Raw genomic sequence first — 20,368 nt, forward strand, 5'->3', positions numbered from 1 at the left:
GAGCGATACCGCATTTTCAGCCGCGACTCAAGTGTGGCTATTCGGCAGCTGTTCGTATTCAGCAGTTTGGGGTGCCGCAAGAGCCATTGTCACCGCGGATACCTATAGTTGTTGTATCGAACTTGAATGCGTCAGAACGCGGAAGGGCATAGCGTGACGACTTTACAAAACCCGAGGGTTGCATCTTTTTTCGCTGGTATCGGTGGCTTCGACTTGGGCTTTGAGCGTGCGGGTATGAAATCGGTGTGGCAGTGCGAGATCAAGCCATTTTGTCTTGACGTGTTGCAGCGACACTGGCCCGACGTGCCCAAGCAGACCGATATTCGAGACGTTCAACCTAGCGATATTCCCGATGCTGAAGTATGGGCAGGCGGATTCCCGTGTCAAGACATCTCTCTAGCAAGAATGGGGCAACGAAGTGGGCTCAACGGAAAACAATCAGGGCTCTTCTTCGAGTTTGCTCGGCTTCTTGAAGAGGGTCGCCCCAAAGCTGTCGTTATCGAAAACGTTGCGGGTCTCCTCTCTTCCAACCAAGGAAGAGATTTCGCTCTCGTCATTCGAACGTTGGCCGAGCTCGGGTATGGCGTGGCGTGGCGAGTTCTTGACAGTCGACACTTCGGGGTCCCCCAAAGCCGCAGTCGAGTCTTCATCGTCGGATATCTTGGAGACCCGTCGGCCGCCGCAGCGGTACTTTTTGAGCCCGAACGCGGCGACAGGAATTCTGAGAAGAGCAGACCGAATGGGGAGAAACCTATTTCCCCCTTTGCGATCAGCGTTGGAGATCCTAAGCGCGGATTCGTCAAAAAACTTGCCCATTGCCTCTACGCCGAATCAGCCCGTCATACCGGAACAGATTGGTCACGAAACTACGTCTCATACCCTGAGGGCAAAGTTAGAAGACTGACTCCGCTCGAAGCTGAGCGTCTACAAGGGTTTCCTGATGGCTGGACGGATTTGCCTAGTTCAATCGGCAATATCGAAAAGTTAGATTCTGCTCGATACCATGCTTGCGGCAATGCGGTCACAGTGAACGTCATCGAATGGTTGGGGGGGCGTCTAGCTTCGGTTCTCTTGTCCCATAAGGGGTCTACGACTTCGCGAGCTTCTCTTGCCGACTACGAAGTTGCGTAGAGTTTCTCGATAAATAGAGGATTGGGTCTTAGCGCCTTTCGAGGTAGTCGCGACTCATCTATCAACCCGGTAGCCCTTCGGAGGATCGCAAGGGTTTCAGCGTCGTTGCTGAAAGCTTTGTCAGCTGTGTCGTTAAGGGTGACGTAGTAATTGCCATCGTCAAAACTCAGAAGTAGTACGTGACTATCGAACGCCCAGTGGTGTTGCTTGCACAGCATGATTCCGTTGGTTGCGATATCTAATTCGAAATCTCCGTAGGGCAAGATGTGGGCGGCATCCACACCGGGACTCTGCCCTCGCAAAAACTGTGGCGCTCGCAGTCCGCAGAAAGCACATCTGAAATCGTAGTTTCGCTGGACTTCGCGCTTGAATGCGGTTGCTGCCGCGGAGCGAATCCGACGGCTTCTGTAAATGTGCTCGGATCTGAGCCGAATCTCGGTGTCGTCCGAAGGGGTTTCAACTGGCGAGGGAATTACTAACTCGGTCGCGGAGATCCCCGCTAATCGTTTTAGCAAGGGAAGAGGGTCACTCCCTGGCAGATACTCATAGTCCGAATAGCTCAGTGCCGCTAAGATTTCCTTAACTTTTGTCTCAACGTCCAAGCTGATGTGCTCGGCGCCGTACAACGTCGAGAAGTGTTGTGTGACGAGCTCGTTCAGCGGGGCGGGGAGAAACGCGGCTCGTGTATAAAGGAGCGCCAAGTCTGATGCGCGCTTCTGGTAATCAAGCCTAGTTTTTGCTAATTCATCATTAATGTCTCCAGATCGTGCCACCACAACTGTGGGCTCGATCACCGCGAGAGCACCATCTGTGTTGAGAAGAGTAAATTCGATGTCCATGATGTAGCGCTTGGCTAGAAGGATCGGGAGAGCCGAGGATACCGAGGCTTCGGACCTAGTGCTAGTCGGAAGCATCAGGAGTGACGCGATCTGGCGCTGAATTTGTGGATGGACTGAACTATCTTCAGACCGCAGGCGCCTCTTGCCTCCTTGGCTGCTGAGATGCAGGTGGGTGTTCAAATCGCCAAAGGAAGTCCGCAACACGAAAACGAGGCTGTCGAGGTCCGCCGCCCCATGACCATTCTGCTTTCCGACGACCTCGTATTCACCGCGTCCGCCACTGGGCATCTTATGAAAACTCAGCGTGAATTCTTCCAAGCTCGGTACGTTAGTCGTCATGACTGCAAGGCTAGCGAACTGGAGCGCTCCTGAAGCGTACCTGGTCGCTAAAACGTCGAGAGCAGAGCCTTGCCAACCATCCGCGCGGTGGAGCGCAGCTTGCACCGGTCGAAAAGCTATTGGAGAGGAGCTTGTCCAGCCGTGCGCGTTCTTGCGAAGTCGAGCTCAGCTGGAGCCAGCGATTGAGCTCAGGCGCTCTTGGGATGCGTCATTCGAGCACTGCCGACTCAATCAGCTCGACGGCGGGGATATCCGCGGGCGCCCATTCAAGCGAGCTCAGCTCTGCGGGCGAGAGCCAAACAACTTCCGCGTGTTCGGTCAGCACCGGGATTCCGGACAGCAGCTCGCAGTAGAACGTGGTCAGTACGACGACCCCGAAGTCGTACTCGTGAGTCGTGGTGGTGATCATCTCGCCCACGGCAACCTCGCACTCCAACTCTTCGGTGATCTCGCGTGCGAGTGCATCGCGGGGAGTCTCGCCGGTCTCGATCTTGCCGCCGGGGAACTCCCACATCCCGGGCAAAGCCCCGCCGGGTCCACGCTGAGCGCACAGGATGAGACCGTCGCGAACGATGACCGCGCCGACGACGTTGATCTGCTTCTTCATGGCTGGTCCTTCTGGGGTGCTGATCGATTCCAGAGGTTCTTCTTTTCTGGCTGGGTCGCCAGCGGCTCACCATTCAGCAGAATACCTGGGCTGCTGTGCGGAGCGGCGGAGGCCGGAGGGCTTCCCAAGTCGGAGGCGTGAGCATCCGAAGCGTCAGCAGAGTGAACGTCGGTAGCTGCACGACGAGCGGCGGCGGCACTTCTGGCCGCGCTCACGATCAGGATTACAGAAAACGCAATCGCGAGGAGTGCTGGGATCAGCACCTCGAGAAGGCTATTGCTGAGCTGGAGTTCGACACGGCGTGCGAAGACGCTTCCGAACAGCCCACCCTTGTCGCCGACCGAAATGAATGAGCGGTAGACGTCTGCCAGATACCCGCTGATGAAGCCCAGGATCACTGCGATAGTGCCGATCTGAGCACTCAGGGCGAAGCCGGCGCCACTGATGGCTTTGCGGCGGGAACCGAATGTGAAAAGTCCGAAGACGACCAGCATCCCGACCGCGGCGAAAGCGGAGGCGAAGCCGAAGCCGAGCGACGCCAGCACCGTCGTCACCATGACTGCTAGCGGGATCGCGAGCAACGCGAACGCGACACCGCGCCCGAAACTGTGGGGACGCGGGGCGGGGTCAAGAACCTCAGTCACAGCAGGGCCTCCATCGGTGGTCACTCGAGCCAGTGTGCGGCAGCGGCTGTTGGGCAGCGATTGCCGCGCGTGCACGGGCAGGGTGCGTTCCCTGCGATCATCACCGAGACTACTGTTCGGATGCAGCCGCAAGCTACTTCTGGCAGCTCGGACACCACCACATGTAGCGAGTATCGGTGGGGCCGGTGCCGAGCTGGTCTGACTCGATGCGGGTGCCGCACCGCAGGCACGCTTCCCCGCGCCGCCCGTGCACCCAGTAGCGGGGTTTTCCACGCGGCAGGCCCGTGAGATTGCGGATGGGGCGATCCTTGTTCACCATGATCGCCTTGAACGCGAGCGCGACGAGGCGCTTCGGGTCGGCGATCTCGCCGATGGGGGTTTGCGGGCGAACACCGCGCAGAAAGCTCAACTCGTTCGCGAAAACGTTGCCGAGACCGGCGAGGTTCCGCTGATCGAGTAGCGCGAGCGCAACCGGGCGCGCTGGGTCTGACAGCAGGTTCGCCAACGCGAGGTCGGCATCCCAATCAGGCCCGAGAAGGTCAGGGCCCAGGTGACCCACAATGCTGTCTTCGGATGCCGTGGGCACCACTTCAAGCAGCCCCAGTTCGAAACCTACCGCGGTCTTCGATGCCGTGCTGAGCACTCCGCGAGCCAGGTAGGACGGCTTGCGCCACCGCTCGCCGGCGCCGTAAATCTGCCAGACGCCCTCCATCTTGAGGTGGCTGTGAATGGTAAGGCCCGAGCCGGGGTCACCCGCGGGTGTGGGTGCAGGTGCGGGTGCGGCGGCGGCGTCGACCGCGGCGGTGTCGGTGCCCTCGGCAACGCGAATCAGCAGGTGCTTGCCGCGCGGCACCACGCTTGTGACGGTCTGGCCGCTGAGGTCGAGCGTCGCAAAGGCGGGCACTCGAAAGTCGGTGCGGGTGAGCACTTGCTGGTCGAGCGCGGCCCGTAGTTTCGCCGCCGCCTTATAGACGGAATCACCCTCAGGCACGAAGCCTCAACCCCTGCGGTGTCGCGACGAACCCAGCCTCCACGAGTGCCTTGCCCACCGGAGTGCCGACCGCGAAGTTGCCGTTTACCTTCTCGATGCGCAGCTTCGGCAGCGTTCCGCGCAGGGTGCTCGTCAGGGACCGCGTCGCGGCGTCCACGACGGCTGGTTCCAGATCGAAGGCCAGCAGCGACTTGCCACCACGCTCTAGGTAGAGCGCAAGGTGCCCATCGACCATCACGACGATCGCACCAGCCTTGCGGCCGGGGCGATGCTTCTTGGGGGAGTCAGCGGCAGGCTTAGCTGGAGCAGGATCAAGATTCTCGTCAGACGGGTCGGCAGCGTCTGCGCCGTCACCCCCAGCATCCTCGCCACCCAGCCCCGGCCACGCAAGAGCAGCCCCGTAGGGGTTGGCGGGGTCGGTCGCGGCGAGGGTGATCGCCAAAAGTTGGGGCGCAGCATCCGGATCCTGAGTGAAACCACGAAGGCGGTCAACGGTGGCTCCGGTCGCGAATTGGGCCGCACCGAGCCCCTCGATGAAATAACCGCGACGGGCGCGACCGGTCTCTTCGAAGCCGCTCAGCACACGGTACGTCAGGGCGAAGCCGCCGCGGATGCCCTCGCTCACGACCGCGCCGCGCGTGACGACAGCGTGCCGTTCGAGCATCAACTCGGCGGTCGACTTGGCGCGCACCGTTGTCTCACCCTCGGCGGTCTCGAGCAGTGCCCACCGGCCGGACGCACTCGGCGGCCCCGCCTGCGCCACCGTCGAAACGCGTCCGCGATAGGCACGAGCCCGTGCCGGACGCGGTGCCCGAGTGGCCCGCACGGTTCCGCCAAGGTGCGCGCGCAGGGGCGCAAAACTGTCGTTCGTGATGAGCGACCGCCACACCAGATCCCACAGTTCCTTCAGCAGCACCTTGTCGTCAGTGCTGCCCACCTGATTCGACAGCTGCCTAAAGAAGAATGCACCGCCACCGGCCAGCGCCTCCAGAATGCTCTGCTGCAGCTCGCTCAACCCATCGCGATCCGGCTCGGGCAGCGTCAGCGCTGCGGTCGCCGCGGGGTGCAAACTGATCCAGCCATCGCTACCCGCCAGCGCGCCCTGCCCAGCCCACACCACTTCGCCCGACGTTGTCAGCTCGTCGAGCCAGGCGGGCGAATAGTCGCGCACGCGCGAACCCAGAATGAAGTTCTCCCACGCGGATGCCGGGGCTGAGTATCCAGCCAGCTGGTCGATCACTTGTGCCAGGCCATCAATTCCGCGCAGTGAGTCACCGGCAGCGGAAACGTGTTGCCAGGCGGGCAGGAACCGACCGAGCGTCGCGTGGGACACCGGCTCGACCTCTTGCCGCAGTGCCGCAAGTGAGCGACTGCGCAGTCGACGCAGCACATCCACCGAGCACCACTCGGTGCCACTCGCTCCGGGGCGAAACTCGCCATCGACAACGCGGCGGTCGGCCGCGAGACGACGCAGGGTGTCCTGCACGACGGCGGTTCCGAGATCAAAGCGGGCAGCGGCATCCGCCAGTGTGAACGGTCCGTGGGTGCGGGCGTAGCGACTCACGAGGTCGCCGACCGGATCGTCAACGGGTTCGATGAACGCGGCGGGCACCCCAATGGGCAGCGGAACCCCGAGGGCATCCCGCAGTCGCGCCGAGTCTTCGATGCCGGCCCAGCGACGTTCGCCCGCAATGGTCACTTCGAGCACGCGGTTCGCTTTCGCGAGCCCGGCCAAGTCGGTGGCGAGAGCGGCGCCGGTCACGAGCGAGCGGGCCTCGATCTCGGCAGCGGTCTGCGGACCAAGCACGCGCAGCAGATCAACGATGCCCTCGGCATCCCGAGCGTGCCGCTCTGGCACCAGCCGCTGCAACTCGTTCTCGGTCTGGGCGATCACGTCGGGGTCGAGCAGTTCGCGTAGTTCGGCACGGCCCAGAAGCTCGGCGAGCAGCGCCGGGTCGAGCGAGAGCGCGGCGGCACGACGCTCGGCCAGCGGCGAATCACCCTCGTATACGAAAGCGGCCATATAGCCGAACAGCAGGCTGCGCGCGAACGGCGACGGCACATCCGTCTCGGTCTCCATGACGCGGATGCCGCGGCTGGCGATGCGCTTCGTCAGTGCCGTGAGCGCCGGCAGGTCGTACACGTCTTGCAGCACTTCGCGCACCGTCTCAAGAACGATGGGGAAGCTCGGGTACTTGCGCGCCACATCCAGCAGCTGCGAGGCACGCTGGCGTTGCTGCCACAGGGGCGAACGCTTGCCGGGATCGCGGCGCGGTAACAGTAGTGCGCGAGCGGCGCACTCCCTAAAGCGTGCGGCGAACAGCGCCGAACCGCCCACTTCTTCCGTGACAATCTGTTCGAGCTCGTCAGCGTCGAACACAAAGAGGTCGGCACCGGGCGGCGCGGCATCGGTGTCGGGGATGCGCACGACGATGCCATCGTCACCGGCCATGGCCGCACCATCCACCCCCAGCTGTTCGCGGATGCGCGCCGTAATCGCCAACGCCCAGGGCGCGTGCACGGGCATGCCGTACGGGGAATGCAAGATCACGCGCCAGTCGCCCAGCTCATCGCGGAAGCGTTCGACCACGAGCGTGGTGTCGCTCGGCACGTGACCGGTGGATGCCTTCTGCTCAGTCACGAGAGCAATCAAGTTGGTGACGGCGTGCTCATCGAGCCCGATCGACTCCGCCCGAGCGCGAGCATCATCAGCGGATGCCGTAGCAATTTCCTTCGTGAACGCCCCGATGGCTTCGCCCAGTTCCGCCGGGCGACCGAGGCCATCGCCCTTCCAGAACGGAACGCGGCCGGGCTGGCCGAACGCGGGGGAGACGAGCACTTGATCGTGGGTGATGTCTTCGATACGCCAGCTCGTGGTGCCGAGCGCGAAGATGTCGCCAACGCGGGATTCGTAGACCATCTCTTCGTCGAGTTCACCGACGCGACGGCCGGGAGCACCGGCTTCGCCGCCGATCATGAAGACGCCGAACAGGCCGCGGTCGGGGATGGTGCCGCCGGAGGTGACGGCGAGGCGTTGGGAGCCGGGCCGACCGCTGAGCGTGCCGGCGATGCGATCCCACACCACGCGGGGTCTTAGCTCGGAGAATTCGTCGCTGGGGTAGAGCCCGCTCAGCAGATCGAGCGTTGCGTCGAAGGCACTGCGCGGCAAAGTCGAGAACGGGGCGCTGCGGCGTACGGTGTCGAACCACTCCTCGATGTCGATCTCGTCGAGCGCGACGGCCGCGACGGTCTGCTGCGCGAGCACGTCGAGCGGGTTTGTCGGCACGGCCAACGCTTCGATCTGCCCGCTGCGCATCCGCTCAACGGCGACAGACGTGTGGATGAGGTCGGTGCGGTGCTTCGGGAACAACACACCTTTGGAGATTTCCCCGACCTGATGCCCGGCTCGCCCAATGCGCTGAAGCCCACTCGCCACCGATGGCGGCGACTCGACCTGGATGACAAGATCGACGGCACCCATATCGATACCGAGCTCGAGAGAACTCGTCGCAACGACGCAGCGCAGCACTCCCGTTTTGAGATCGTCTTCGATAATCGCGCGCTGGTCCTTGCTGACCGAACCGTGATGCGCACGCGCGAGCAGCGGGGCAGCGCCCATCGTGGATCCGCCCTGCGCCATCATCTGGGCGGGCGGCTTCCACGGTTGCTGCGGGGCGGCGTAGGCGGCGGCATCCTCGCTGGCTTGGGAGCGTTCGAGGGCGGCTGCGGCGTTACCGGGCGCGTTGCCTGCACCGTCACCAGTTCCATCTGCGCCGTCACCGCCACCACCGCCGGCGTCACCGCCACCGCCGTCGACACTGCCCTCGCTCAGTCGCTCGTCGTAGATCTCGTTGAGACGGGCGGTGAGGCGCTCGGCCAACCGCCGCGAGTTGGCAAACACGATCGTCGAACGGTGCTCGAGAATCGCATCGACAATGCGTTCTTCGACGTGCGGCCACAGGGATGCCGCTGATTCAGGAGTCGCCTCGTCGTCGCTGCCGTCGCCGCCGCTGGCTTTGCCGCGCGCGGAGGCCACGGTGCCGGGAATAGTCATGTCGGGAACGGGAACAACAACGCTCAGCTCGAAGGTTTTCGCCGAGGGCGGGTGCACGATCGTGACCGGGGCGCGTCCGCCCAAGAATCGCGCTACTTCTTCGATCGGTCGCACGGTGGCGGAGAGGCCGATGCGCTGTACGGGCTTCGCGAGCAGAGCATCCAGCCGCTCCAACGACAGGGCAAGGTGGGCGCCGCGCTTGGTGGCGGCAACGGCGTGCACCTCATCGATGATGACGGTGTCGACGTTCTTGAGGGTCTCGCGGGCTGCCGAGGTGAGCATCAAATACAGCGACTCAGGGGTCGTGATGAGGATGTCGGGAGGGAGCCGGGCGAGCAGCCGCCGGTCTTGCGCGGTGGTGTCTCCCGAGCGCACGCCCACGGTGATGTCGGTCTCGCCGAGCCCGAGCCGCCGAGCGGTTTGGGTGACGCCGACGAGCGGAGCGCGCAGGTTGCGCTCGACGTCAACGCCGAGCGCTTTCAGCGGCGAGATGTAGAGAACACGAGTGCGCTGTTTGGGATTGGCCGGGGGAGGGCTCGAGGCGAGTTGGTCGATAGCCCACAGGAAAGCCGCAAGTGTCTTACCGGAACCGGTGGGGGCAACGACGAGCGCATTGGCTCCGGAGGAGACAGCATCCCACGCACCGAGTTGCGCCGGGGTGGCAGCATCGAACGCGCCCTGGAACCACTCTCGGGTGGCGGGCGAAAATTTGCCGAGCACGTCGCTCATGTCTCTATCTTCGTCGCAACCCCTGACAGTGCCCTACGGATTTCGCCGAAGGCGTGCAGCGGGTGCTCCGACCCGCTACGCGTGCGTGCTCACCAAGACCGCACCACACGCTCGGTCTTGGCTTCAACACGCTACGCGTGCGTGTGCAGAAAGCTCACAAAGTCGTTGAGTTCGTCGGTCGAGATCGCGTGCGCGAGCCCCTCATAAATGCGGGTCTCGGCGCGCGTGTGATCGACTAGCCACTCTTCGGTGCGCTCGATCGCCGCCGTCGGAATAACCGGGTCATCAGTGCCCCGGCCCCAAAACACGGGCGGGCGGATGCTCGTAAGCGCCGCATCTCCCGGGTGCTCAGCACTGGCCACGAATCCGGAGAGTGCGACGGCGCTCGCGAAGCGTTCCGGGGCGAGCCGCAATAGCTGGAGCGACATCGCAGCCCCCTGCGAGAAACCGAGGAGGCTCACACTCGTGTACTGCTGCGAGTCGAGCCATTCGAGCACAGCGTTGGCCGCGTCATCCACGCCAGAAACCTGAGGGAGCCCTCCACCACTGAGATCGATCGGGAACCACGAGAACCCGCCGCTCTCGGGGATCGGCGCTCGCAGCGATGCGATCACCGGACCGAGCGGCAGTGCGGGGGCCAGCGCAAACAGATCTCCCTCGTGAGAGCCGTAGCCGTGCAACAGCACGATGAGTGGACGACCAGCCCGTTCGCGTTCGGGGGCCGACCAGAGCACTGCGGAGGAATCGATCTGCATGGCACAAAGCCTACGCGGCGCGGCTAGGGGGTTGTTGTGACCGAAAGAACCTCGGAAAAAACCTCGAACTGTGCAGCGAAAGCGTTGTGCACTGGGGCGTCGCAGGTGAGCCTAGCGACCAATTCGCTCTCCGAACCGAGCATCGATCGGGCTGCCAGTTCAGTGATCTGGGCAACTCCGTCGGGATTGATGTGACTGATGGTGACCGAGGCGAACTCAATCGTCGAGTCGCTACCAACCTCCGCGATAGCGATGTCGAGCAGGCCCGGATCGTGGAGTTGTGCGTGGGGATCCTCCTCAAGAAAAGCACTGAATTCCCGCACTAATACGGCATAAGAACCGTCGAAATCGTCCGAAACGTCGGGATCAGGCAAAGCCAGACGTTGGGTGGTGGCGAGCTGACAGCCAGTGGCCTCATCCTGAAGCACCTTGATGCCAGGGCGATCAAACGTTGTTGGTTGCCATGTAGCCCCGGGAGCGATCGACCACACCGGCTGGCCGTCAAATACTGCGCTTCGATCGAGCGGAACGTGCACGTCGACCGCAGGTCGATCGCTCCCGGAACTCGTCGGTTCGGGTCGCGCCTTGGTCGCGTCGCTGCCGGAACACTCACCGAACTCGTCACACTCATACGAGCCGGCGGAGGCGAGCGCCGAGGTCACGATGATCGTGGTCGTAGCGGCGGACGCGAGAAACACGACGACCGCGACCGCGATTAGCGCCCACGCCCACCCAGGCAGCGGAACGCGGGCAGGCGTGGGCGCAGCCTCGGCCTCAGCCGATGCCGATGCCGGTGCCGATGCCGGTATTGCCGTTATCGGCGCCGCGCGTTCCCCGTCGCTTTCATGCGACGGCTCAGAAGAGGAGGGGCTGTTCTCGGTCATGGGTTCCCTTTCGCGTGACAGGCGAGTGCCTGAGATAGGAACGCTAATTCGGGGGCTGTTGCCTCCGGCTTGGGACTGCGCGAGCTGTGCACTGCGCGAGTGAAAGCGGGATTGTGTACGACTAGTGGCCGCCTCGGTCGGCCCGCCGCGGCATCCGATCGGCGACATCGTGCACGCCAAGCCCGCGCGATAGGTGACAATGGAGCATGAGCTCCGTCGGCACACCAGACCCCAACTCGTCTTGGCTATCAGATGAAGAGCTTGCGGAGACCCGCAGGCGACTGCCGCTGCTCTACGTCGAGGCTGTTCCCGTGCGCGTGGATGGGCTGGGTCGCGTCATTGAGGTCGGCACTCTGGTGCGCGGCAACAGCGGTGAGATCACCCGCACGCTCGTCTCGGGCCGTGTCATGTATGGCGAGACGTTGCGCGATGCTCTGTTCCGTCATTTGGAAAAGGATCTGGGCCCCATGGCCTTCCCGCTCCTGCCAGCAAGCCCGACCCCGTTCATGGTCGCCGAATACTTCCCGTGGCCCGGAGACAGCCAGTTCACGGATCCCCGCCAGCACGCCGTCTCGATGGCCTACGTCGTTCCGGTCACCGGTACGTGCGAACCGCGTCAGGATGCGCTCGAGCTCACCTGGCTGAGCCCCGCCGCCGCGGTATCCGACGACGTCACCGCAGACATGGAAGGTGGCCGCGGAGCGCTACTGCGCGCGGCCCTCGCTTCCGTCGGAGTGCTGCCGTAACTGCGAGCTAGCTCCTGCCCGTCAGTCTGCTGCGGGCAACCTTTGGAAATTCAGGAGATCCGTTCGCGGGTTCGCGCGCGGGCGCGGAAAAAGCCCAGAACTCTGCGGGAGCGATGCCGTGAACACTGATGGTTCAACAGAGTTTCCTGAATTTCCGAAGGGCAGCGTGACCGCGCTCGTGCAGCGTGACCGCGCTCGCGGTCGGCGAGTCGTTGTGCGCCGCGTGTGGTGCGCTGTGCCTGAGCTCGTGCCTGTGCCTGTGCCTGTGCCTGTGCCTGTGTGCCTAAGCCCCAGCCCCGTGCGTAGGCCGTTGCTGCTGCGGCGCATTGCGCGTCTGCGGGTGGGACTGGAGCTGCACAACGTTGGAAATTCAGGAAATCTGATGTGCGCACGTGGGTTGCCAGACTGGATGCCCCGAAATCCGGGCACGCTGGGGCCGGTTCACGCTGGTCGAAACTGAATTTCCTGAATTTCCAAATGGTGATCAGGCGGGCTGTTTGGCCGGCGGGTTACCCGAATAGCGAGCTAGCCGCGCAGCCACAAGCCATCCAGCGACCCAGCGACCCAACCGCTCAATCAGCGAGCGCGTCCTTAAACGCCGAAGGGCGACGAACCCCACCCCAGCAGTGCTGGGGGTGATTCGCCGCCCTCGACGGTAAAACTGTGGCACGCCTACGCGTGCTCGCCGGCACGCCTACGCGTGCTCGCCGGCACGCCTACGCGCGCTCGCCGACACGCTCACGCGCACCCGAAAGAGCTAAGGCTTAGCGCCCGCTGCTCGATGCGCGACGGTTAGGTCGAACGACCTGGCCGACGCGAACCGGTCCGCCGTTGCCGGCCTGTGCGCGACCCTTGCCACCGCGCGGACGCGAGGGGGCTTCGGACTGCTGCTGGCGAGGCTGGTGAGTTGAACGCTGTTCGCTTGCACCGGAACCGGCTACAACGGCGCCACGGCCGGAGCCTTGACGGTCGTTGCGCTGCTGGCCACCGCGAGCGCCGCCGCGGGGCTGGCCATCGCGAGCGCCTTCACGAGCACCGTCACGGGCGCCATCGCGTGCTGCACCGTTACGGCCGCCACGAGCGCCACCGCCACCGTTGCCGCCACGACCTCCGGCGCCACCACGGCCACCCTCACGGGCACCATCGCGTTCGCCTTCGTAGAATCCGGCACCTTCGCCACCGCGACGCGAGCGCTTGCGTTGGGCGTTTGCGCCCTGCGAACGTCCACCCTGCGACTGGCCACGGGCGGGAGCTGCTGCACGAGGAGCAGGCTTCACGTATTCGGCTACCTCGCCGGTCAGGGCCACGACGGCTTCTGACTTGGCGTTGACGTGCTGCGGGGTCACCGTGATGGCGGCCTTACGCAGCAGCGCTGCGGTGTCTTTGCGCTGGGCGGGAAGAACGATCGTGACGACGTCGCCCTCTTCACCAGCACGAGCGGTACGGCCACTGCGGTGCAGGTATGCCTTGTGCTCGGCGGGCGGGTCAACGTGGATGACCAGCTCAATGTTGTCGACGTGCACGCCGCGCGCGGCAACGTCAGTAGCGACAAGCACCTTCACGTCGCCAGCGGAGAACGCGGCGAGGTTACGGTCACGGGCAACCTGCGAGAGGTTTCCGTGCAGGTCAACGGCGGGGATTCCGGCATCCGTCAACTGGCGTGCCAGCTTCTTGGCGTGGTGCTTGGTGCGCATGAAGAGGATGCGGCGGCCGGTGCCCGAAGCGAGCTTCTCGATGAGAACGCGCTTGGATTCGACGCTTTCGGTCTCGAACACGTGGTGAGTCATGGCGGAGACGTGCGAGGTCGCTTCGTCAACCGAGTGCAGTACCTCGTTGTGGAGGAAGCGGCGAACCAGCTTGTCTACACCGTTGTCGAGGGTGGCGCTGAACAGCATGCGTTGTCCGTTGCTGGGGGTCTTGTCGAGGATGCGGGTCACGACGGGCAAGAAGCCAAGGTCGGCCATGTGGTCGGCCTCGTCAAGCACGGTGATCTCGATCGCGTCGAGGCTCACGAAGCCCTGCTTCATGAGGTCTTCGAGGCGACCGGGGCAAGCAACGACGATGTCGACGCCGGCCTTGAGGGCAGCAACCTGGCGGTTCTGGCTGACGCCACCGAAGATCGTGGTGGTGTTGAGGCCATAGGCCGCAGCGAGAGGTTCGATCACAGCAGAGATCTGCGTGGCGAGCTCACGGGTCGGTGCGAGTACGAGACCCAGGGGGCGACCCGAGCGGCGCTTGCCACCCGAGAGCTTGCCGCCGAGGCGAGCAACCATGGGCAGTGAGAAGGCGAGGGTCTTGCCCGAGCCCGTCTTTCCGCGGCCGAGTACGTCGCGGCCATTGAGGGTGTCGGGAAGGGTGTCGAGTTGGATGGGGAACGGCGTGGTCTTGCCATCGGCTGCAAGAGCAGCAACGAGAGGGGCGGGTACGCCAAGCGAGCTAAAAGTTTGTTCAGTCAAAACGGTGGTGCCTTTCGGGCATAAGTAACAGATGGGCGTTACACCGGAGGCGCACACACCGTTCAAATTGAACGTGGCAGTGCTGATCTACACCGACCCAATCAGGCGTTTCGCACGGATGCGGCACACAGGTCAGATCTCGAACTTTCGTTCGGCGCGGATTACTCCAGTTCGCCGGAGAAAGTTATCTACGAGCCTCACGTTTCTGATTGACGTGGGCGAGAAGAGGGAAGCGTTCTACGACGCAGGGAAACATAATTGTTTCGCAAGTTCCCCCAGCGTAGCAGTTATGCGCCTAGTAGCGCTCGCCTACCGGCACTTGCACAGTCAGAGTGTTCCCGGCCTGCGCGAGCGGGCAGGCCCAGGCGGGGTCGTAGGCGCACGACGGGTTGTACGCAAAGTTGAAGTCGAGCACGAGCGACTCGGGCGTGCTGCCCGGCCCAAGGTCGGCACCCTTGACGGTGTCGAGAAGGTAGCGGCCACCACCGTAGGTTCCGCCCTTAACTCGAGAGAGAGCATCCTTCACGGGGATGAAAATTCCGCCGCCATACGACGCCAGGCGCCACACATCGAGCGAGCCAACTGACTCAATCTCGACCGTGCCGAGCAGGTCGAACGGCACAACGCCATCCGTTCCTGTCTCCACGTTCATGCGGCGACCGTCGCCAGGAACAATGGATGCTTCGAAGCGCCAGTCGGGATTGTACGACTCAAACGGCAGCCCCTTGAAGCCGCGCAGGTCCTCCGGCAATAGCGGCGAAGCTGGATGCGTGGCGAACATCTCATCTCGTCCCGCACGCCAGTCGGCGTGGGCGCTCGCGGCATCCGGATTCTCGCGGATAGCGGCGTAGAGAGCAAAGTTGCGGCGGCGCCAGTCGGCTACTTCAAGAGCGGTCATGAGTTCAGGCTAACCCGCGCAGCCGACAGCGAGCTTGGTGGGGCGCTTGCCTTCAGCAACCGCCAGCGCGAAACGCGCCAGCGCAAACCCCGCCCCCTTGAAACGCGCAGCCAACAGGCCGCTACTTGTCGCGCGAGAGCAGCGCCCGCACTTCACTCTCGGCCGAGGTGAGCCGCTGCGGGTTGATTGTCTCGCCGGCAGAGAACAGGTCGACGATGCGCGGGTCAACGTAGCTTTTCTTGGCGATGGCGGGGGTGTTGCCAAGTACCTCGGCTGCCGCTTCCATCGCCTCGCGAATAGCGCGCGATCGTGCCCGCTGGCTCAGTTTCTTCACCGCTACGTCGGCTGCGGCTGCGCTCACCGCCAGACTCGATGCCGCCGCGATCGTGCCGCGCAGGGTGCGAAAGTCCTTGGCCGTGAAGTCACCACCTGTGCGTTCGCGAACGTAGTCGTTGATATCCGCTGCGGTGAGGGAGCGGCGCTCGCGGCCTTCCCGCCAGGAGAGAACCGAAGCATCGGGAGCACTGCGCAGGCGGCGTCGAATGAACTCGGCGAGGTCGGCATCCACAATTTCGCTCTCCCACTGTTGACCGCTCTTGGCGGGAAAGCAGAGCTGCACGCGATCGCCGACAACGGTGACGTGATCGCACAGGAGAGTGGAGAGGCCGTGACTGCCGTGTTCTTCGGCATAGCGCTCGCTGCCAACGCGCAAGGAGCCGGTGTCGAGCATCCGAAAGGCTGCGGCAAGAGTGCGCTCACGAGGGTCTTCGCTCGAACGCAAGGTGCGGGTGACGACGCCGCGAGCGCCCGGCAACACGGCGGCAAGTTCAAGAGCGCGGTCGAACTTCACGCGGTCTTGCCGTTCGCGCCAGGCTGGGTGGTAAATGTACTGGCGGCGGCCCGCCTCATCGAACCCGGTCGCGAGAACGTGACCGTTCTCGTAGGGGCAGATCCAGACTTCGGTCCAGGCGGGTGGAATGCCGAGCGCCGCAAACCGCGACTTGAGGTCGGCGTCGGTGACCGTCGCGCCGGCAGGGTCACTGTAGCTGAAGCCCTTGCCTGATCGCTTGCGCGAGTAACCACGCCCTGATGTGTTGCTCCGCCGCAGTCGAGGCACCGCGTGTTCCTTTCGCCCCTGCGATTCGGCTCACGCCGACGGCTGAAGCCAGAACGGTCAACCTAAAGGTTGAGATTACTTCTTCTTGTTGTGCCCCAACTCCACGACGGGGCCAGGCGGCGCAGAGCCGCACCGCGCCACTGCCAAAACGCCCAGTAGAGCGGCCACAGAAGGGGAGTAAGAAGTCCCGAGCTGAAGATGAGTTGGTCGCGGTAGAGGGTTTTGCCTCCGGGCGCGGCACTGATCGCCATGGAGTGTTCCCACTGCGTGACGAGAGCGAGGGGACCACTGAGCCCGCGGCCGCTGTCACGCATGATGCGCACGCCGTCAGGGGCATCCGGGAATGACACATCGATCACTTGTTGGCCCACCGGGAACAGCCCCGCAGCAGCCATGCGCACCGGATGCTCGCCCGCTTGCCACAGCTCAGGAAAGCCGCCAACTTCCAACGAGGTGAAAGTCGAGAGCGGTGCCGAGACCTCTTGAAAAACGTGCGGGCTGCGGATGGCGCGCCAAGCGTCGTCGGGGGCACAATCGAGTTCGAACTTCAGCAGCACGCGCATGCCTCTAGTGTCCTCCTGTCTGATTCAGGAATCCAGAGTGGAACCCGAAGCACCCCAAAAATCGTCCCGAACCCTACACTGGATGCACCGATTCGGCAGGAGCCCCGATGTCTATTCCTCCGCACACCAGCCCGAGCCCCGCACCGGCCATTCCCGAGACGATGACCGCGGTAACGTCGCGGCGCTATGGCGACACCGACGTTCTCGCGATCGAGACGCTCCCGACGCCCACGGCGGGCCCCGGCATGCTGCTCGTGCAGGTTTTGGGCTCCTCGGCCAATGCGCTCGACTGGCGTTTGCTCAGTGGCACCCCGCTGTTTGTGCGACTCGTTATGGGGTTGCGTAAGCCGAAGCGGCTGACTCCGGGGGCGGATGTCGCGGGGCGCGTGGTTGCCGTCGGTGACGGGGTTACCGGCTTTGCGATCGGAGACGCTGTGTTTGGTGAGGCAAACGGCGGAGCCTTCGCCGAGTACGCCACCGTCACGGCCAAGCATTTTGTCACCCTGCCGCCCGGCATCGATTTCGTGGCAGCGGGAGCAACTCCGGTCGCAGCTCTCACCGCGCTTCAGGGGCTGCGGACCAAGGGCGCGGTTCAACCCGGCGATCGGGTGCTCATCAACGGGGCCGCGGGTGGGGTCGGCACTTTCGCCGTTCAGCTCGCGCGCATCCTCGGTGCTACCGAAATCACCGCCGTCTGCAGTGGCCGCAACGCCGAACAGTCGCTCGCTCTCGGCGCGACCCGCGTCGTTGATTACGAAACCGAGGACTACATCACGGTCGGCGGCCAGTACGACGTCGTCTTCGACCTCATGGGCAACCGAACCGCGGACGACATGCGCACCATTTTGGCTCCCGGCGCGCGCTTCGTGGGCGTTAGCGGTCCCATGAGCAACCGGTGGGTCGGCCCCGTCTTCCACCTCATGCGCATGGCCCGCGCCTTCAAGAAGTCAGATGTCACGTTCCACCAGTTCACCGCCGCGCCGACTCCCGACGACCTCAGCTACCTCGCCGAGCTACTCGCTTCCGGCGAGCTTGTACCCGCCATCGAACGCGTCGTCGGGCTCGACGGAGTCGTGGACGCCATCGACCAGATCGCCTCCAGCCACGGACGGGGCAAGGTTGCGATCGTGCCGGGCGGAGGCGGCAGCGAAGCTGCGGACGGGGCTCCCGGCGGAGCCTCCTAGCGCCGCTGTGCGGCCGAACTGCGGAACGCAATCTCCCGCGCCACGGCTGACTTCTCGTGGCCCCGGCGGGCAGCCGCTGTCACATTTGGTAACCGAAGATGACGCCCGCGCGCCCGCGCTTTAGCCTCAAGAAGTGAACGATCCCCGCACCCAACCCCAGTACCAGGTCCGCTTTGGCTTCGGTCGCGCTCAAGCGCACGAGTTGAGCGACGGCGCCGACGTCGTCGTGTGGGCGGATGCTCTGGCCGACGGTTCCACGCCCGCCCCCGAGCTGCCCGGAGAACTCTCGGTGCTCAGCGCCGGCACCGGGGCAGCCACGGCCGTCGCCGGGTGGGTTATCGCGCAACAAGAACTCAAAGGTGACCGCTTCACCGTCGCCGTCATCGCTGCCGGAAACGCGGACGGCGGGTTCGCCGTCGACGACCTCCTCGCGGCGGGTGCGATCGTGGATGCTCTCGCCGATGCCGGCATTGACTATATTTCTCCGGAAGCGGCATCCGCTGTTGCTGCTTTCACGGGCCTCAAGTCTGCTCACAACCACTTGTTGTCGGCGAGTACCGCGGGCCAGCAGCTGATTCAGGATGCCGGACGCGGCGCCCTCGATGCCGCCATTGCCAGCAATTCCGCAGCCAGTTTTGCCATCGTTCAGCACAGTCGGCAACTCGTTCGGGAATGACCCTCGCGCTGTGAGCGTTGAACCGAATAGTCACTGACTGAGCTACCTGTCATTGACTCACGACATCGACTCAACGGAGGACAGTATGAAGGCAGTAATCGGCGACACCGTCATCGCAGAAGCACCCCAGGAAGATCTCCTCAAGATTGAGGGTAACTGGTACTTCCCGCCGGCCAGCGTGAACCACGAACTGCTCGAGAAGAGCCCCACCCCGTACCACTGCCCGTGGAAGGGTGACTGCCAGTACTTCGTTGTCAGCGCCAACGGCCAGAAGTACCAGGACCGTGCGTTCAGCTACCCGAACATCCTCCCGGGTGCAGCAGAGCGCGTCGGCAAGGACTTCTCCAACTACGTCACCTTCTGGAAAGAGGTTCAGTTCGTCGACTAATCGACGACTGATGGTGCCCCGCTAGAGAGCGCCGCGTGAACCAACACGGTTCACGCGCACACTCTCGCCCGCGGGCACCTCTTGAGTGCGCAGTTAGCGTGCCGCATTGCGAGCACGGTGGCTGCGCACTTTTGCGCGGTTGCCGCAGCGCTGCATCGAGCACCAGCGGCGGTTGTTTGAACGTGACTCGTCGTAGAAGACAAGCGCGCAGTCATCCGCAGCACATTCACGGATGCGCTCGTGCTGCTCTTCGCCAAAGAGGAAGACGGCTTCGCGCGCCACGGTTGCGAGCGCCTGACCGGTGCGAACGCGGGTGCGACCGGCCTGCAGGCTTCCGCCGGCGAGCCGGGGCGGAACATCCGGAGTCGCAGCAAAGAGGTTGATGATGTCGACCTGGCGGGAATCGGGAGTACCGTTCACGCTGAGCGCGGTGGCAATGCTCGCAATAGCTTCGCGCAAGCCCTTGGCGTCGGTGAGATCGCGATCGGTGACCGTGCCATCGCACGCGTCGAAGCGGCCCTCGAGCCACGTCGCCAAATCGGCGGGAGTGTTCAGTCGCTCCCACGCGGGGTTGTCGCCCATAGCGCCCGTGTACGCGAAGTCGAGCGCACGCGCACCCGAATCGAACCACCACTGACGTGAAGAGCGAGACGTGAACCACTGGCCAGTTGCGCCACCGGCGTTGTCCGTCGGGGGCGTGCTGGTGGGCGTGGCGGCGGGCAGAGTTGCGGGCGTGCCAATAGGGGTAGCGGTTTCGGGATGATGCACCTAACCATTATCGCCGGTTACGAGACACCCCGGTGACCGGCTGCGCTCGCGGCCCGACTCGAGGGCGTGCGACGTGTGCGCTCTGCGACGAAGCGCGATGCGCGGGACAACCTAGCCGCGCGGCCGCGACACGACCCGATGCACCCAGTCGATGCGATTGGTCGTGCTGAACTTGCGCGAGCACAGCCCGCACGCGAGCACGCGCGTTGGCTTGCGATAGCGATAGTGCTTGTGGCCGGCGGGGCACGTGCCTACCCAGGGTGCGTACTCATCGGCGATCGCGCCGCCGTGCAGCCGCTTGCCTTCATAGCCGAGCTCTTTCGCTACGGCCTTCCACTGCGCTCCGTGCCCAGCACCGGGGCCCGCCATCGCATGGGCGATCTCATGCAGCAAGATTTGGTGAATCTCGTCATCCTCATATCGCGCAGCCAAATACCGCGACACCGAAATGCGCTTGTGAGTGTAATTGCAGAGCCCGGCACGGGTTTTGGCGTTGTCGAAGGTGAACTGCCAACTGTCATCCAAGTGCAATCGGATGAGGGCATCAGCCCACACGCGCACTCGGGAAAGTTCAGCCACCTGTCGAGGCTAATCGATGA

At 63.9% G+C, this 20,368-nt stretch carries 18 protein-coding genes; 5 read left to right on the forward strand and 13 right to left on the reverse strand.

Annotation, left to right across the window (positions count from 1 at the left end):
- The first annotated feature begins 153 nt into the window (after positions 1 to 153).
- Entirely contained in the window at positions 154 to 1,131 is a 978-nt protein-coding gene (locus CLV85_RS03170) for a DNA cytosine methyltransferase (protein WP_240033561.1), read from the forward strand.
- Here the strand turns inward: CLV85_RS03170 and CLV85_RS03175 are convergent.
- The 7 genes from CLV85_RS03175 to CLV85_RS03205 form a co-directional block, all read right to left on the reverse strand.
- Positions 1,116 to 2,309 carry an HNH endonuclease gene (locus CLV85_RS03175; RefSeq protein WP_229820351.1) on the reverse strand — a complete coding sequence of 398 codons (1,194 nt, stop codon included), beginning with the start codon at positions 2,307 to 2,309 and terminating at the stop codon, positions 1,116 to 1,118. The two genes, CLV85_RS03170 and CLV85_RS03175, sit on opposite strands and share 16 nt — an antisense overlap.
- 208 nt (positions 2,310 to 2,517) lie before the next feature.
- The gene (locus tag CLV85_RS03180; protein ID WP_100388144.1) at positions 2,518 to 2,916 is read right to left on the reverse strand and encodes a (deoxy)nucleoside triphosphate pyrophosphohydrolase; all 399 of its coding nucleotides are present in this window, start codon (positions 2,914 to 2,916) and stop codon (positions 2,518 to 2,520) included.
- The gene (locus tag CLV85_RS03185) at positions 2,913 to 3,560 is read right to left on the reverse strand and encodes a hypothetical protein (protein WP_100388145.1); all 648 of its coding nucleotides are present in this window, start codon (positions 3,558 to 3,560) and stop codon (positions 2,913 to 2,915) included. Before CLV85_RS03185 ends, CLV85_RS03180 begins: the two co-directional genes overlap by 4 nt.
- A gap of 133 nt (positions 3,561 to 3,693) precedes the next feature.
- Entirely contained in the window at positions 3,694 to 4,551 is an 858-nt protein-coding gene (locus tag CLV85_RS03190; protein ID WP_100388146.1) for a DNA-formamidopyrimidine glycosylase family protein, read from the reverse strand.
- Positions 4,544 to 9,334, reverse strand: a complete 4,791-nt coding sequence (locus CLV85_RS03195; protein WP_100388147.1) for an Lhr family ATP-dependent helicase — start codon at positions 9,332 to 9,334, stop codon at positions 4,544 to 4,546. Before CLV85_RS03195 ends, CLV85_RS03190 begins: the two co-directional genes overlap by 8 nt.
- 131 nt (positions 9,335 to 9,465) lie before the next feature.
- A complete protein-coding gene (locus CLV85_RS03200) occupies positions 9,466 to 10,089 on the reverse strand; it encodes an alpha/beta hydrolase (RefSeq protein WP_100388148.1) in 624 nt (207 codons plus the stop codon).
- A gap of 23 nt (positions 10,090 to 10,112) precedes the next feature.
- Positions 10,113 to 10,973, reverse strand: coding sequence for a hypothetical protein (locus CLV85_RS03205; RefSeq protein WP_100388149.1), 861 nt, complete (start codon positions 10,971 to 10,973; stop codon positions 10,113 to 10,115).
- A gap of 206 nt (positions 10,974 to 11,179) precedes the next feature.
- Here CLV85_RS03205 and CLV85_RS03210 point away from each other — a divergent pair, with 206 nt between their 5' ends.
- Positions 11,180 to 11,719, forward strand: coding sequence for an NUDIX hydrolase family protein (locus CLV85_RS03210; protein WP_100388150.1), 540 nt, complete (start codon positions 11,180 to 11,182; stop codon positions 11,717 to 11,719).
- A 764-nt stretch (positions 11,720 to 12,483) separates the two neighbouring features.
- On the opposite strand, the gene CLV85_RS03215 is transcribed toward CLV85_RS03210, so the two are convergent.
- The 4 genes from CLV85_RS03215 to CLV85_RS03230 all read right to left on the reverse strand — a co-directional run bounded on the left by CLV85_RS03215 (position 12,484) and on the right by CLV85_RS03230 (position 16,753).
- Complete coding sequence (locus CLV85_RS03215) at positions 12,484 to 14,175, reverse strand: DEAD/DEAH box helicase (RefSeq protein ID WP_100388151.1); 1,692 nt, start codon at positions 14,173 to 14,175, stop codon at positions 12,484 to 12,486.
- A gap of 295 nt (positions 14,176 to 14,470) precedes the next feature.
- Complete coding sequence (locus CLV85_RS03220; RefSeq protein WP_100388152.1) at positions 14,471 to 15,073, reverse strand: DUF1684 domain-containing protein; 603 nt, start codon at positions 15,071 to 15,073, stop codon at positions 14,471 to 14,473.
- A gap of 121 nt (positions 15,074 to 15,194) precedes the next feature.
- Positions 15,195 to 16,190 carry a DNA topoisomerase IB gene (locus CLV85_RS03225; RefSeq protein WP_100388153.1) on the reverse strand — a complete coding sequence of 332 codons (996 nt, stop codon included), beginning with the start codon at positions 16,188 to 16,190 and terminating at the stop codon, positions 15,195 to 15,197.
- Between the two features lie 62 nt (positions 16,191 to 16,252).
- The gene (locus tag CLV85_RS03230; protein ID WP_100388154.1) at positions 16,253 to 16,753 is read right to left on the reverse strand and encodes a hypothetical protein; all 501 of its coding nucleotides are present in this window, start codon (positions 16,751 to 16,753) and stop codon (positions 16,253 to 16,255) included.
- A gap of 107 nt (positions 16,754 to 16,860) precedes the next feature.
- Between CLV85_RS03230 and CLV85_RS03235 the strand changes: the two genes are divergently transcribed.
- From CLV85_RS03235 to CLV85_RS03245, 3 genes are all read left to right on the forward strand, one after another.
- Positions 16,861 to 17,937, forward strand: coding sequence for an NAD(P)-dependent alcohol dehydrogenase (locus CLV85_RS03235; RefSeq protein ID WP_100388155.1), 1,077 nt, complete (start codon positions 16,861 to 16,863; stop codon positions 17,935 to 17,937).
- Positions 17,938 to 18,070: 133 nt separating this feature from the next.
- Entirely contained in the window at positions 18,071 to 18,613 is a 543-nt protein-coding gene (locus tag CLV85_RS03240) for a 2-phosphosulfolactate phosphatase (protein WP_100388156.1), read from the forward strand.
- Positions 18,614 to 18,698: 85 nt separating this feature from the next.
- Positions 18,699 to 19,001: a DUF427 domain-containing protein gene (locus tag CLV85_RS03245; protein ID WP_100388157.1), complete on the forward strand. Its 303-nt coding sequence runs from the start codon at positions 18,699 to 18,701 to the stop codon at positions 18,999 to 19,001.
- A gap of 93 nt (positions 19,002 to 19,094) precedes the next feature.
- Here the strand turns inward: CLV85_RS03245 and CLV85_RS03250 are convergent, their stop codons facing one another.
- Together CLV85_RS03250 and CLV85_RS03255 are read right to left on the reverse strand one after the other, a co-directional pair.
- Entirely contained in the window at positions 19,095 to 19,769 is a 675-nt protein-coding gene (locus CLV85_RS03250) for a CGNR zinc finger domain-containing protein (protein WP_100388158.1), read from the reverse strand.
- A 111-nt stretch (positions 19,770 to 19,880) separates the two neighbouring features.
- Entirely contained in the window at positions 19,881 to 20,348 is a 468-nt protein-coding gene (locus CLV85_RS03255; RefSeq protein ID WP_100388159.1) for a SprT-like domain-containing protein, read from the reverse strand.
- Positions 20,349 to 20,368: the final 20 nt, after the last annotated feature.

It is taken from the genome of Salinibacterium amurskyense (assembly GCF_002797685.1).
Classification (GTDB): Bacteria; Actinomycetota; Actinomycetes; order Actinomycetales; family Microbacteriaceae; genus Rhodoglobus; species Rhodoglobus amurskyensis.

Bases quoted from the DNA above. Each gene is read 5' to 3' on its own strand.
- CLV85_RS03175 (WP_229820351.1), bottom strand. From the start codon at position 2,309: ATGACGACTAACGTACCGAGCTTGGAAGAATTCACGCTGAGTTTTCAT.
- CLV85_RS03180 (WP_100388144.1), bottom strand. From the start codon at position 2,916: ATGAAGAAGCAGATCAACGTCGTCGGCGCGGTCATCGTTCGCGACGGT.
- CLV85_RS03195 (WP_100388147.1), bottom strand. From the start codon at position 9,334: ATGAGCGACGTGCTCGGCAAATTTTCGCCCGCCACCCGAGAGTGGTTC.
- CLV85_RS03200 (WP_100388148.1), bottom strand. From the start codon at position 10,089: ATGCAGATCGATTCCTCCGCAGTGCTCTGGTCGGCCCCCGAACGCGAA.
- CLV85_RS03205 (WP_100388149.1), bottom strand. From the start codon at position 10,973: ATGACCGAGAACAGCCCCTCCTCTTCTGAGCCGTCGCATGAAAGCGAC.
- CLV85_RS03210 (WP_100388150.1), top strand. From the start codon at position 11,180: ATGAGCTCCGTCGGCACACCAGACCCCAACTCGTCTTGGCTATCAGAT.
- CLV85_RS03220 (WP_100388152.1), bottom strand. From the start codon at position 15,073: ATGACCGCTCTTGAAGTAGCCGACTGGCGCCGCCGCAACTTTGCTCTC.
- CLV85_RS03230 (WP_100388154.1), bottom strand. From the start codon at position 16,753: ATGCGCGTGCTGCTGAAGTTCGAACTCGATTGTGCCCCCGACGACGCT.
- CLV85_RS03235 (WP_100388155.1), top strand. From the start codon at position 16,861: ATGTCTATTCCTCCGCACACCAGCCCGAGCCCCGCACCGGCCATTCCC.
- CLV85_RS03245 (WP_100388157.1), top strand. From the start codon at position 18,699: ATGAAGGCAGTAATCGGCGACACCGTCATCGCAGAAGCACCCCAGGAA.